The sequence below is a fragment of the Streptomyces sp. P5F9 genome, from assembly GCF_057961495.1.
This window is the reverse complement of sequence record NZ_JBXVPZ010000078.1, coordinates 1-12,478: the sequence shown is the minus strand read 5'-3', so window position 1 is coordinate 12,478 and position 12,478 is coordinate 1. Positions and strand designations below refer to the sequence as shown.

At 67.1% G+C, this 12,478-nt stretch carries 12 protein-coding genes; 8 read left to right on the top strand and 4 right to left on the bottom strand.

Translation table 11 applies throughout. From position 1 onward, the window contains the following. The first annotated feature begins 2 nt into the window (after positions 1-2). Positions 3-359 carry a hypothetical protein gene (locus AC31A1_RS15670; RefSeq protein ID WP_489653906.1) on the top strand — a complete coding sequence of 119 codons (357 nt, stop codon included), beginning with the start codon at positions 3-5 and terminating at the stop codon, positions 357-359. Between the two features lie 229 nt (positions 360-588). Here the strand turns inward: AC31A1_RS15670 and AC31A1_RS15665 are convergent, their stop codons facing one another. The 4 genes from AC31A1_RS15665 to AC31A1_RS15650 are packed head-to-tail and all read right to left on the bottom strand — an operon-like array spanning position 589 to position 4,016. Then, positions 589-1,101 (bottom strand): hypothetical protein, encoded by a 513-nt coding sequence (locus tag AC31A1_RS15665; RefSeq protein ID WP_489653905.1) that lies wholly within the window; start codon positions 1,099-1,101, stop codon positions 589-591. A 52-nt stretch (positions 1,102-1,153) separates the two neighbouring features. Next, positions 1,154-1,738, bottom strand: coding sequence for a hypothetical protein (locus AC31A1_RS15660; RefSeq protein ID WP_489653904.1), 585 nt, complete (start codon positions 1,736-1,738; stop codon positions 1,154-1,156). Continuing rightward, positions 1,735-3,606, bottom strand: coding sequence for an alpha/beta hydrolase (locus AC31A1_RS15655; protein ID WP_489653903.1), 1,872 nt, complete (start codon positions 3,604-3,606; stop codon positions 1,735-1,737). Before AC31A1_RS15655 ends, AC31A1_RS15660 begins: the two co-directional genes overlap by 4 nt. Positions 3,607-3,611: 5 nt before the next feature. Further along, positions 3,612-4,016, bottom strand: coding sequence for a hypothetical protein (locus tag AC31A1_RS15650; protein ID WP_489653902.1), 405 nt, complete (start codon positions 4,014-4,016; stop codon positions 3,612-3,614). A 910-nt stretch (positions 4,017-4,926) separates the two neighbouring features. Here AC31A1_RS15650 and AC31A1_RS15645 point away from each other — a divergent pair. The 7 genes from AC31A1_RS15645 to AC31A1_RS15615 all read left to right on the top strand — a co-directional run bounded on the left by AC31A1_RS15645 (position 4,927) and on the right by AC31A1_RS15615 (position 12,303). Beyond that, positions 4,927-5,136: a hypothetical protein gene (locus AC31A1_RS15645; protein WP_489653901.1), complete on the top strand. Its 210-nt coding sequence runs from the start codon at positions 4,927-4,929 to the stop codon at positions 5,134-5,136. A 210-nt stretch (positions 5,137-5,346) separates the two neighbouring features. Continuing rightward, positions 5,347-7,491 carry a glycoside hydrolase domain-containing protein gene (locus AC31A1_RS15640; RefSeq protein WP_489653900.1) on the top strand — a complete coding sequence of 715 codons (2,145 nt, stop codon included), beginning with the start codon at positions 5,347-5,349 and terminating at the stop codon, positions 7,489-7,491. Then, positions 7,488-7,862, top strand: coding sequence for a hypothetical protein (locus AC31A1_RS15635; protein WP_489653899.1), 375 nt, complete (start codon positions 7,488-7,490; stop codon positions 7,860-7,862). The genes AC31A1_RS15640 and AC31A1_RS15635 overlap by 4 nt, the downstream gene beginning before the upstream one ends. A gap of 35 nt (positions 7,863-7,897) precedes the next feature. After that, the gene (locus AC31A1_RS15630; protein ID WP_489653898.1) at positions 7,898-8,602 is read left to right on the top strand and encodes a hypothetical protein; all 705 of its coding nucleotides are present in this window, start codon (positions 7,898-7,900) and stop codon (positions 8,600-8,602) included. Between the two features lie 178 nt (positions 8,603-8,780). Beyond that, complete coding sequence (locus AC31A1_RS15625) at positions 8,781-10,904, top strand: hypothetical protein (RefSeq protein WP_489653897.1); 2,124 nt, start codon at positions 8,781-8,783, stop codon at positions 10,902-10,904. Further along, on the top strand, positions 10,901-11,731 hold the full coding sequence (locus AC31A1_RS15620; protein WP_489653896.1) for a hypothetical protein: 831 nt from the start codon (positions 10,901-10,903) through the stop codon (positions 11,729-11,731). The genes AC31A1_RS15625 and AC31A1_RS15620 overlap by 4 nt, the downstream gene beginning before the upstream one ends. Then, entirely contained in the window at positions 11,728-12,303 is a 576-nt protein-coding gene (locus AC31A1_RS15615) for a hypothetical protein (protein ID WP_489653895.1), read from the top strand. The genes AC31A1_RS15620 and AC31A1_RS15615 overlap by 4 nt, the downstream gene beginning before the upstream one ends. Positions 12,304-12,478: the final 175 nt, after the last annotated feature.

Genomic DNA, 12,478 nt, shown 5'->3' with positions numbered 1-12,478 from the left:
CGATGAAGAAGAGGGAACTGACGGAACCGGTGGGGACCGTCGAGCCCCTCCGTCTACTGCCGTGGCCGTCGCCGGAAGGTAAGCCCTGCTATCTGTCGACCGACAGCGAGGGCGGGTACCTGTCGCGCCTCGCGGACGAGGTGGAGGCCGTACAACTCGGCCTGGCCGCTGACGTGTTGGGCGGTGCCGGGAAGGTGCTGGACGACCCCATGTCCCCGTACGCCGAGGTGCGATACGTGGCCATCCGGCTTGCCGAGTGCCTGACCGACGCCGTACGCGTAGCCGAGTCGCGTGGCGCACGCCTGGGCCCGCCGGACTCGGAGGCCGACGACCGCGGGGATGGGCGTCTTCGAAGTTGAGGGGTGCGCGGGGATGCCCCGTGCCAGGGGGGTGAGGCGCGAAAGTGTGACACTTCTCGCCGAAGTGTCACACTTCCACAGGGAAGGGCCCCTCCAGCAGGCACCGGCAAAGACACCCGCACCGCTCAAGTTGGAAATCCCCTTTGGCGAGGATGTGGCCTGAGCGACCGGGCCGGGCGGGACTCGATCGGTGGGGTTGATGCCAGGCTGAGCACCGCGGCCGATGACCTCACAGCTTGCCGAAGACCACTCCCCGCCAGGTCCAGCCGGACTTGAGGACGGTGTCGCGCAGCGGCTCGCGCATCTGGGCGCTGTCGAAACGGAAGGTCTCCGTCGTCTCCAGGCGACCGCCGACCCCACGTCCGACGGTCCACTGGCGGCTGACGATCCGGCTCGGCCCTCGCGCGTACTCCGACGTCACCTGAAGTCTCGTCGGAGTTCCGACCCTGCTGAGCTCCCACTGCTCCTCAAGAGCGCGCACCTCGTGTTCCTTGTGTTCCAACCGCATCCGGATCCGCACGGCGTGACTGACCTCGGACCGGACGAAGACCTGCCGCCAGGCGGGCTCCGTCAACCGCCACTCCGCGAGCAGGTCACACTGCTCACCGCCGCCGTAACGGATGACGTACGGAACCTCGGGCTGGTTGAGGCCGAGCAGCGCCGCCCGCAGGTCCTCTCTCGGGACCGGCGACACCCCTTCTGGCGGGTGCTGGGTGCCGGTGAGCTTGTCGAAGAGTCCCATGGGCCCAACCTATGAAGGCCGGTGCGGACGGCGCGATCCGCACCGACGCCGGTCAGTACTCCTTGCTGAGGTCGGTGCCTGCGGGGGCGCGGTAGCAGCCGGAGACGACGTCGACAAGGATCATGGGTTCCGACTCATGAGGGTTGGTGGGAGTCGACACGACAAGCTGGGCGTTCACCGAGAAAGGCTCGGTCTTCGAGTCCGCCGTGAGTTCCAGAATCTTTGCCTTGCTGCTGTTGGGGCCGTAGTCGACGATCTTCCAGCCGTTTTTGGGCAGGCTTTCCTTCAAGCGCTGGAAACCCTGTTTCAGCTTGGCCTCGGACACCTGGTAGATCGACCAGGGGTGGCGCATGAGGTAGAGGTGTTCGGGGTCCTCGTCGCACTCGGAAACGCCTGCCCCTCCTCCGGCCAACTGGCCATCCTTGATGCCGATCATGTCGAGAATCTGGCTGGAGACGTGGTTGGCCTTCGTTCTGGCCTTGTCCAATGCGAGGGTGGTCGGTTGATGAGAACTTCCGGAATCGGGAACATTGTTGTCGTTCACGTCTTTCGAGCATCCCGTCACGAGGAGGGGCAGGACAAGGGCCACAGCGGAGAACATGCGGCGTCGCGATGAAGGGGTCGTGATCGGGCTCAATCTGCTTCCTTGACTAGCCGGTATTTGCCAACAACAACCGCACCCTGGTTCTGCAATGACAACGACCCATCGTTCCAATATCCACTGTGTCCGCTGGTGTCCACGTCCATCCGATGCGCCCCGAAGGCCTCGTCGGACGGGATCGTCGTGACGTAACCGGCGTTGTAGGGAACGCCGTGGTACGTCTCCACACCCCATTTCTCACCGCCGAGGAACGGTTTGCCGATGTAGGGCACGGGATCGTCACCGGCGGCCTCGGACCATACGTGTTCGCTGCCCACGCCCAGGTCGCTCGCGTCGCCCACCAGCATGCCCGGGCTGCCCGCGACCACGATGTCGTCGGCGGCGATGTGGTGTTCCTTGGTGGCTGCGCCGACGACGGTGGTGCCGTAACTGTGCGCGATCACCGTCGTGTGACTGGCGTCGGCGCCGCCCTGGGCGGTCTGTAGGCCGTCCAGGAAGTTGTTCAGCCTGGGCGCGGAGTCGTAGGCGTAGCTCGCCCGTGGGGAGTCGGTGAGGATGTTCTGCGGGGCGTCGTAACCGATCCACGTGATGGTGGAGGTGGACTGGCCTGGAGCCTGCGTATGGGCCTTCTGCCAGACTTCCGTCATCCGCTTGATGTCACCGCTCGCGTTCTCCAGCTTCGACCCCGTCCCCGGCACATACACCGCCGTGTTGTCCGCAGTGTCAGGGTTCCCGTTGGCGATGATCGCGTGTCCGTCGCCCTTGGTGTCGAAGCCGAGCAGGTACGCCTGCGGCAGGCCGGATTCACCGTTCTCGCCGGGCGCGCCGCTCGCGTCCAGTCTGGCCTGGACCGCGTCCATTCCCTTGAGTTGGGACCGTAGCCGCAGGCCGCCGTTCTCCTGCCACTGCCGCCAGATCGGGTTGACGACAGTGGTGGGAGGATCACCGGCCTGGATGTAGTGGGACGGCTCGGGCCCCAGGTGCTCGTACCGCTGCCACACCTGTGCCCGGGTCTCCGCCAGCACCATCCGGTTGGAGGTGTCGCGAACCTCGGACGGCAAGCCGTCGAGCGCGCCGATCTCGGCCGGATAAAGCGTCGCGTACTCGTCGCGTTGGTCGGCGGTGAGGCTGTCCCACCACTTCCTGTTCGCGGCGGGGGTGGCACCGTGCGGAATGCTCTTCTTGTCGAGGAAACCGCCAACTGCCTTGCGGACGGCCTTCATGTCCGCGGCGGCGTCCACCAGCATGTCGTCGGTGACGTCCAGCCCGGCGGGGGCCTTGAGTCTGCGGAGCACCGGCGCGTAGCGGGCGTCGATCTGGCCCGCGGCGCGCACGGCGTTCGCGATGCGTTCGGCGATGTCCTCGGCCTTGGCCGTGTTGGGATTGTCGCCGCCCTCGCCCTTTCCGGGCAGGTAGGGGATCGCGGCGCCTGCCCGTGCCGTGCCGCCGCCCGCACCCGGGGCGAACGGAAGGGAAGGGCTCACCGGTTCCGTGCCCGGGACGTACGGACCGTAAGGGACCGTCGACGTGCCGTCCTCCGAGACGGGCGGGGGATACGTGACCGAACCGTCCTCGTTCACCGTGAACGTGAGTGCTTCGGCGTCCTGCAAGGCCTGGCTCAGTGTTCGCTGAGGCCCTTCGAGGCCGGCGGCGAGGGATTCCAGAGCCGTCCGGACGAGGCCGCATTCGGCATGGACGTACTGGTAGTTGCGGCTGAGCCGATCCAGGTCACCGGCCGCTGCGGTGGCTGTCTCGCCCTTCTGGGTGGACCTGACCGGAAGGGTCATCTCCCGGTCGACTCGGAGGCGGGCGGTGTCGGCGCGGTGGCTGACGTTGCGCCAGCCATCGGCTGCGTTCCGGTATTCGGACAGCTTCAGGTCGCGCAGTTGCTGCCAGGTGGGCACCGTCGTCACCTCGCCCAGTCCGGGACGCTGCCCGTCCGGACGCCGCCTGCCCGACTCGCGACCTGGTGGTCGACCTCGCCGAAGTGCTTCCCGGTGCTGGCCAGGGTTCCGTGCAGTCGGCCGCATTCGTCACGGACCGCCGTGAGCCGTGCCTCCCAGGTGGCGCGCGTCTCGTTCAGTGCGGTCGTGCAGTCGAACCCCTTGGTGCCGCTCGCCAGACCGACGTCGGCTTCTTTGAGCTCTGTCAGACCGCTGTTGGTGTCGGTGCGCAGTTCGTCCGCGACGCCGGACGCGCTCGTCCACGGCGTCTTGCTGATCCGCAGGTCGGCGTCGCCGCCGCTTTCAGTGCCGCTCGCGCCCCCGGTCGCGGTGCTGCCGCCCGCTCCGCCGTCGAGGTTCGCCAGTTGCATGCGGGCACTTCCCGCATCACCGGGGCGGGGCGGGACGCCCACGGCCGCCTCCCAGTCAAACCCCACGTCTCTGCCCCTCCCACGCCATGCGTGGCCCCCAAGTCCCGTAGTGCGCCGCCGAGATGCTGTGAACGCGCGACCGCGACACCGCCCGTCGAGAAGCACAGTAGCGAGACCTCATCACGGGCCCCATCCGTATCGGCCACCAGATCTGCCTGAGTACCTGTACTCAGGCAGATCTCCGGTCGAGGGGCCTACGAGCGACCCGGTCGCGGCGCACGCCGACGACACCCCGAGCCCCAGCGTCCCGCCGGGCACCGAGGCCTCGGCCTCCGCTCCGGTGAAGGTCGATCAGGCTGACGGCACATCGAGGCTCCGGTTCCGAACGGTGACTGGCAAGGCCGTCCGTCCACGACGGGAGCCTCGGTCCGTTCGAAGCGGCCTTCGGGAGCATCGTCGCCGCGCCGTGACCGGCAACTTCTCCTGACCGACCGGACTTTGAAACAGCCCTGGTGGACAGCGCGCACACCGCCGAAAAACTGCCCCGAGACGCTTGAACGCCGCTTTTGGTTGTGCACGAATTTCATACCGATGTAATCACGAGTGCGTTCCAAGTGGCCGCCTACAACGAACCAATCGGGCTGTTTCGTCGTGCACCGGACTTGGCCAATTCCAGGATGGCCATGAGAAGCTCATTCGCTGGTACTTCCACAGGTGACGCGAACATCCCTGAATGCGATATCACCTCAACTGCGGGCATCCCGGCCCAGGTTACCCGCCACATAGCCGGGATGCCGCGCAGTGGAACACGACAGGAGTGGAATCTGTGCGTTCCCTGTCCATGATACGGCGATTAGCGGCCGTGTCCTTCGCGGCGCTTGTTCTCCTAGGCCTGACCACTCAGGCTTCGGTGGCCGACAGCGCCACCGCCGAGGCCGCCGCGTCGAACCCGCAGGCCGTCGCCGCCGCTTCGACGGTGTGCGGCGGGAGTTACAACACCCTGGCCTACATCGACGCCTCCCTGCCCGGCGGCGCCAACTGGATGTATCTGCAGGCCTGTCCGGGGGCCGAGCCCGAAACCGACTATCTCGTCAACGGCAAGGAAAGCTACAGCTGCTAGCACCGGCTGGACTGACATGAGGCGGAAGCCGATCTCGTTTCAAGCGGTCGAACGGCCACAGTGAACGTGCGGCTTACGCCTCTTCTTTTGTCGCCTCACCGCAGAAGCGACCACCGCAGAAGCGACCACAGGAGAAGTGGACTCATGGCTGACGAATTAGTGGAGCGCGCACAGAGATTCGTGAACGAAACGTACGGCAGCGTTATCGGCATGACGGTCGACGAGGACGGCAAGACCGGCTGGAACACGATGTACGCCCTCACCCGGGCGCTCCAGTACGAGCTGGGAATCACCGCGCTGTCCGACACCTTCGGTCCCACCACCCTGAGCACGCTCACGTCGAAGTACCCGAAACTGAACGCCTCGACGGTCCCCTCCGCCAACTTCTGCCGGATCATCCAGTCAGGCCTCTACTGCAAGGGCTACGACGGCGGTGAGATCGACGGCACCTACAACTCGCGCGTCGAGGCCGCCGTGACGAACCTGAAATCCGACATGGGTGTGGCCGGCGTCTACACCGGCAGCGACGTGACGCCGAAGGTGTTCAAGGCGCTGCTCAACATGGACCCCTATGTGCTGGTGGACTACGGGGACAGCGCGGGCAGCGCCGGTATCCGTTCGATCCAGCAGTGGCTGAACGGGCGCTACGTCAACCGCGCGGACTTCTTCATCATCCCCTGCGACGGCCACCACTCCCGAGATGTCGCGAAGTCCATGCTGTACGCGATCCAGTACGAGACCGGCCTGGCGGACGGAGTGGCCAACGGGGTCTTCGGCCCGGCGACCCAGGCGGGCATCAAGGCCCACACCCTCACGGTGGGAAGCTCCGGTGCCTGGGTGTCCCTCTATTCGGCCGCCCTGATCCTCAACCAGCGCACCGGCACCGTGTTCTCCAGCTCGTACACCTCCGCGCTGGCGGCGGAGACGACGAGTTTCCAGGCCTACGTCGGACTTCCCCAGACCGCGAACGCCGACTTCCCCACCTGGGCGTCCCTGCTGGTCTCCTACGGTGACCAGTCCCGTCCCGGCACCGCCTGCGACTGCGTCACCACCGTCACCGCGGACAGGGCGGCGGCCCTCAAAGCGGCGGGCTACAAGTACGTCGGCCGCTACCTGTCCAACGTTCCCAACACCACCCTGGACAAGGTGATCAAGCCCGGCGAACTGGCGACCATCGCCGACGCCGGACTGAGCTGCTTCCCGATCTACCAGACGTGGGGCGGCAGCAACGCGTACTTCAACTACCCCCAGGGGACGTACGACGCCTACGACGCGATCGAGTGGGCCAAGTACCACGGCTTCAAGGACGGAACCCGCATCTACTTCGCCGTCGACTACGACGCGCTCGACGCCGACGTGACCGACTACGTCCTTCCGCACTTCCGTGGGATCTACCGGGTGATCCAGGAGAACTCCCGGTACCTGGTCGGCATCTACGGTCCGCGGAACGTGTGTTCACGGGCCATGGTGGCGGGTTACGCCGACGCCAGCTTCGTCTCGGACATGTCGAGCGGTTTCTCGGGGAACCTGGGATACCCCCTGTCCAACAACTGGGCCTTCGACCAGATCGCCACCGTCGCCGTCGGGTCGGGAACCGGCTCCATCGAGATCGACAAGAACGTCGCGTCCGGCCGGGACGTGGGCCAGAACACCTTCGACCCCAGCTCGTACACCGACGGGCTGGACACCGAGTTCGACGACACCTACCGCGACGCCATGCTGCAGGAAGTGCGCGGTTACCTGGAATCCATCGGGGTCCCCGAAACCGGCGGAGACGGCTGGACCGACAGCGACTGGGCGACCCTGGGCGGAATATCCAACAGCGAGGCGTTCGATCTGGTCGTCGGCGCGGACTGGCTCTTCACCTCGCTCGCCCGCCAGCTCAAACTGCGCAAGGCGCTGATCCAGGCCCCGGTGCTCTGGGAGCTGCGCAAGTTCAACCCGTTGGACCCCGTCGCGGATCTCGCCGTACAGAACGGCCTGAAGGACGACTGCAGCACCGGGTGGGGACAGATCTTCGGCTGGGTCGCCATCGAGGCACGGAACTACTGCGTCCAGCAGGGAATCATCAACGGCACGCTGCTGGTCCCGGGGACGGCGGGCAACCTGACCGACGTGTGGACCCAACTGCACGATGATCCGGTGTACAACGTGAAGACGGCCGCCTACCTGACGATCTACAACGCGTACCAGATCGGCCTCTCCCGGCCCGGCCTGGACACGAGCGACGCCGATTCCCAGGCGATCCTGGCGCGCTACAACGGAACCAACGACGCCGCCCAGGAGTACGGCAGACAGGTCGGCGGCCTTTACCAGGTACTGGAGAAGTACTACAAGATCGTGCGAAATCTATGAACTCCCGCACTGCTCCCGAGACTTCCGCCCGAGCACCTTCGGCCCGCCGGACGTGGACAGCCCCCGTCGTCGTCAATCTCGTACTGGGGATCGTCGCCGTGATCCCCGTCTGGGCCCTCGTGCTGTTCGCGGTGAACTACCCCCTCGCGGGCCTGGGAATCACACGCCGGGAACCCACGGAGAACGACGGCATGCTGCCCTGGCTGCTGGTGCTGGTACCGATGTGGGCGGCGTTCCTGGGGCTGTGGATTCCGGTCAACCTCGCGATGCGCCGAAAGCGGGACGCCGTCAAACGGCGTTACTGGACGGCCAGTTCACTGCTGGTCCTTCTTCCCACGGTGGCGTTGATGTTCTTCATCGAGAACAAGTGACGAGAACAAGTGAAACGAAAGGGAGATGCAGCGGGATGGCTCACATCACGAGACGCACGGCGGTAAAGAGCACGACAGTTCTGGGCCTGGCCGGTTTCACCGGCGGGTTCCTGACGGCGGCTCCCGCCGTCGCCGAGGACACCGCCCCTGACGCCGAGGACACCGCGCGACCCACCTCCCTCAACGGGTGGGAGCTGATGGAGAAGACCAACGACATCTCAACGGTGTGGACGCGCCCGGTCCCCGGCACGGGCTGTTCCATCGACATCTGCGTCGGTGACGTGGAAGCGGTCCTGGTCCACGTGATCCGCCGCTTCCACTACGAGGTCGACGAGTTGCGCAAGGGCGACGTCATCGGCTGGCGGGCCCCGAGCGAGGTCAACAAGGAGCTCACCGAGTCCAACCAGGCTTCGGGCACGGCCGTACAGATCCGCCCGGGCTCCTATCCGGCCGGGTCGAGGGGAGGGTTCTTCTCCCCCCAGCTCCTGGTGATCCGCGACATCCTGGCCGAACTCGACGGCGTGGTCCGATGGGGTGGCGACGACAGCCGGCCGGACGAGTCGCTGTTCTCCATCGACGTGAAGCCCGCGGACACAAGGCTCACCGCGGTCGTCGAGAAGATCCGTGTCTGGAAGGACACCCCGGGCAAGGGCGCCGGCACCCCGATCGACGTCCTGGCTTCCGGGAGGCGGAAGGCCGCGAAGGCACTCGAAAGCCGCCAGCGGGGGACGGCGGCCTGAGCCCGAGCAAACCGGGCCCTCACGAGGCGTCTGGGTACCGATCTCGGTACTGATTACCGATCTGGGTACCGATTTGGGTCCACGGGCCCATCTCGGGCACCCGCCTCGTCCCTAACCTCTGGAACCTCTGCAAGGTCTTGTCGTGCTGTGAGCGACGTCGGGGGACGGGGGAGACACCATGGCCTCGATCGGAGGAGTGCCCGAAGTACCGGGCGGGCAAGGTGAGTTGAGCGGGCGTCGGAAGATGCCCGTGCCGCTCGCCACCGCGCTGGTGTTGGTGCACGCCCTCTTCGCCGTCACCCTCGTCGGCGGGCTCGGGCTGTTGATGACCGCCGGGGCGTACGACGCCCTCGACGGACAGGTGATCGCCCTCGTCGCGTACGCCGCAGCACCCGGTGCCCTCGGCTGGTGGCTCGCCCGGCGGAGTTGGGAGGGCGGGACCCGCGTCCGGCGTGGACTCGTCGCCGTACAAGGCTGGTTGATCCTCGGCGGGGTCGTCAACCTCGTCTCCGGGTCCGCCCGCGGGGGGCTTCAGCTGCTCCTCCCGATCCTCATCCTCTTCTTCCTGTCCCGTCCCGAAAGCCGCCAGTGGTACGGGCTCGCCGAACTGGACCGCGTGGAGCGCCGGCCGTTCTCCCTGTCCCGGCTGATCCGTTGGCACCGGGACGAGGGGCAGACGGCGGTCGAGTACGCCGGGTTCATCGCCATCGTCGCCGCGATCATCACCGCGCTGCTGGTCAGCGGCCTCGGCACGCAGATCTTCACCGGCATCCAGTCGGAGGTCTGCAAGGTCACCGGCATGGCCTGCCCCGCTCCGACGGGCGACGACACGGACACAGCCGCCGGCGACAACAACGCCGGCAACAACGGCAATGGCAACGGCGGAACTTCAGGCGGCACCGGCACCACAGGTGGCACTGGAACCGGCACCGGCACAACCACCACCACCGACCCGGACCAGACCGACGACAAGAAGCCAGCTCCCGCCCCCGCCGACGACAAGGACGACAAGGACGACAAGGACGACAAGAAAGACGACGACGGCTGCTTCTCCGGCGTCGGCGCCTTCTTCGGCTGCGCCGGCAACCAGGTCAAACAAGTCGGCCAGGGCCTCTTCGTCGACGGCGTCTGGGGCGACCTCACCGGCATCTACGACATGGTCCGCCACCCGATGGACACCCTGAAGGGCATCGGCGACTACGGCAAACAGCTCGGCGACGACTGGTCGAAGAACTCCAAGGACGCCGGCAAGAAGTGGTCCGACGGCGACTACGGGGGCGCCCTGTGGGACTGGGCCGGTGCCTCCGTCAAGACCGGTGGCACGGTTCTCTACGACGTGTTCATCGGCGACGACGTCGCCAAGGACTGGAACAACGGCGACAAGACCCGCGCCGTCACCCACGTCCTCTGGAACGTCGGTTCCCTCTTCATCCCGGGCTACGACGGCGCGAAGATCGTCGAGAAGGTCGGCGACCTCGGCAAGATCGGCAAGCTGGGGAAGCTCGGCGAACTTGCCGAGAAGGCGGCCAAGGCCGCGGAGGACGCGAAGAAGGCGGCCAAGGCAGGCGACGTCGAGGGCGCCGACAAGGCCGCCAAGGAAGCCGACGAAGCCGCCGAGGAAGCGGAGAAGAAGGCCGAGAAGACCGGCTGCACGATCGGCGCACCGAGCCGCCGCATTCCGTACGACGGCAACGGCCCCGATACACCCGGCACCCTCACCGGCGCTCCCGGCACGGGCTCCACGGTGCTGGCCGCCGGCGGCTCCCCCTACATCGTCCTCGCCGAGGACGGCTGCGACGAGGAGGCCAAGAAGGAGGCCGAGGACGCTCGCAAGCAGGCGGACGAGGCCGACAAGGCGGCGGACCGGTGGGAGGCGGGGGACGATGTCGCCGGCCCGGCGCGCGGGAAGACGTTGAGGTTCCCCAACAAGCGGCACACCATCAGCGGAGCCGGAAGTGGTCAGGTCAGGGAAGCGAACACGGTGATCCTTCGGGGAAACGAGGATCTGGTCCGTGCGGACATCGAAGGCATAGCGAAGAACCGTGCCACGCTGTCGCCCGACGGAAACACCTACGAGATCAACGGTCGCAAGTACCGGGTCGAGGACAATGGAACGGTCTTCCCGGTCTCCGGCCCTGGCCTGGTCGACATGGACCGCATTGAATACGCTGCTCTGAAGGAGATCGTCCGGAACAAGGGCGACCTCAGCAAGTCGCAGCAACTCCAGCGTGACCCCAAGTTCGTCAACAACCCCGAAAAGGTGGCGAAGGCGAAGCAGGTGTACGACGGGACGTACAAGTGATCGCGAATCTCCTCACCGTCATGGAAGTCGAGGCGACGATCCTGCGGGGGGCGCTGGCGGATCTGCTGGGCGTAGCGCTGGTAGCGGTCGATGTCGCCGATACGGACGGAGACCAGGAGGCGCGGCGCTGGGACGCCCCCGTCCTGTGCACCTACCGTGTGCTGCCGCCCGGTGACGTGGCGCTGGAACTCGACCTCTACGTCGAGGACGGGACGGCGGGTGCCCGCACGGAGGCGGATCTCGCACACGGGCTCGCGGTCCGGACGGCGACCTCGGTTCTCTACCCCTCGCCGGACCTCGTCCTGGACAGCGCCTACTGGGTCGCGGTGCCGGACGGACGGGCCGTGCGATGCCGTCTGGAGACGATCGACTCCGACGAGGACACGACGTACCGGGTGGACGTGGTGGAGGAGCACGTGCCCGACCTTCCGCGGGCCAGAGTGGAGAACCTCCCCGAAGTGCTCGACGGTGAGCACATCGAGACCCCCGTCGCCGACGCCTTCCTGGCCACGTATCCGACGGGGACGACGGCGAGCGTGGAAGGCCGCGTCCACTACTGCCTGCGTGTATGGGAACGGCTCGTCCGCCGTCTGAGCACTGGGTGGAGCCCCTCAGGGCGTTACCGTGAGGACCTTTTCCAGCGCGATCTCCGGGCCCGGGACGACCTGGTGCGACTGGTGGCCGAGGCCGACACCGAACACGCCGAGCGCCTGTGTGCGGCGCTGGCCCGTCTGGACGACGAGTTCCGGAACGGCACGGAGCCCGGCGACCACACGGAGACCGAACGCTGGTGGTGGGACCGCCGCCTGCGGAGTATCCCCTGGTGAACCGCCCTGGTCACGAGGCCCGCACACACCAACCGGCCCAGGACGAGCGCCACTTGCTGCCCACCGCCCTATGCGACCTCCCCTACAGCTGGGACGCGGGCTTCGTGTGGCCCGCCGAACTCCCGGAAACCGCCGACAACATCGCCCGCGCCCGCGCGATCCTTGAGGCCTGCGCACCCACGGCCCCCGAACCCGACCCGGTCCCCGCCCCTTCCTGGCACAGCTACGAGGACGAGGACGAGGACCCGCCCGCCTGGCTCGAAGTCCGCACGGTGCTGCGGGACTTCATGCCGTACGCGAGCCTGGTCACCGAGGAACGGATGACCGAGGCGACCCGCGAGTGCGCGCTGCTCAACATCCCCGGCGTACCCGGGGACCCGGACAGCGAGGAGGCCGCGCGTTTCGTCCGGCGCTGGGTGACGTGGATCAGTGGCTGGATCGCCGGCGAGGTCTTCACCTGGCTCGGCATGTGCGTCGACGACGACACCCTCGTCACCCCGTGGGCGATGGAACTCGCCGAGCGGTACGCCCGGTTCGGGTTCGTCCCCGACACCAGGCAGTCGCGATGCTGAACTGGCATGACACCGTACCCCGCAGCCGCGAGGCCCTCGCCCGGCTGGCGACCGAGGGGAAGCTGCCGCCGGAGGACCGATGACCCCTCGGACCAGGAACGCGGGAATCCGGGAACGCGAGACCCCGGGGGACCCGGGACCCGGGAACGCAGGAAGCCGCCGACCCCGCCTACTC

What these genes read in the sequence shown, in the direction of transcription:
- AC31A1_RS15630 (WP_489653898.1), top strand. Translation starts at nt 7,898, where the DNA reads ATGGCTCACATCACGAGACGCACGGCGGTAAAGAGCACGACAGTTCTG.
- AC31A1_RS15635 (WP_489653899.1), top strand. Translation starts at nt 7,488, where the DNA reads ATGAACTCCCGCACTGCTCCCGAGACTTCCGCCCGAGCACCTTCGGCC.
- AC31A1_RS15650 (WP_489653902.1), bottom strand. Translation starts at nt 4,016, where the DNA reads ATGCAACTGGCGAACCTCGACGGCGGAGCGGGCGGCAGCACCGCGACC.
- AC31A1_RS15670 (WP_489653906.1), top strand. Translation starts at nt 3, where the DNA reads ATGAAGAAGAGGGAACTGACGGAACCGGTGGGGACCGTCGAGCCCCTC.
- AC31A1_RS15665 (WP_489653905.1), bottom strand. Translation starts at nt 1,101, where the DNA reads ATGGGACTCTTCGACAAGCTCACCGGCACCCAGCACCCGCCAGAAGGG.
- AC31A1_RS15625 (WP_489653897.1), top strand. Translation starts at nt 8,781, where the DNA reads ATGGCCTCGATCGGAGGAGTGCCCGAAGTACCGGGCGGGCAAGGTGAG.
- AC31A1_RS15640 (WP_489653900.1), top strand. Translation starts at nt 5,347, where the DNA reads ATGACGGTCGACGAGGACGGCAAGACCGGCTGGAACACGATGTACGCC.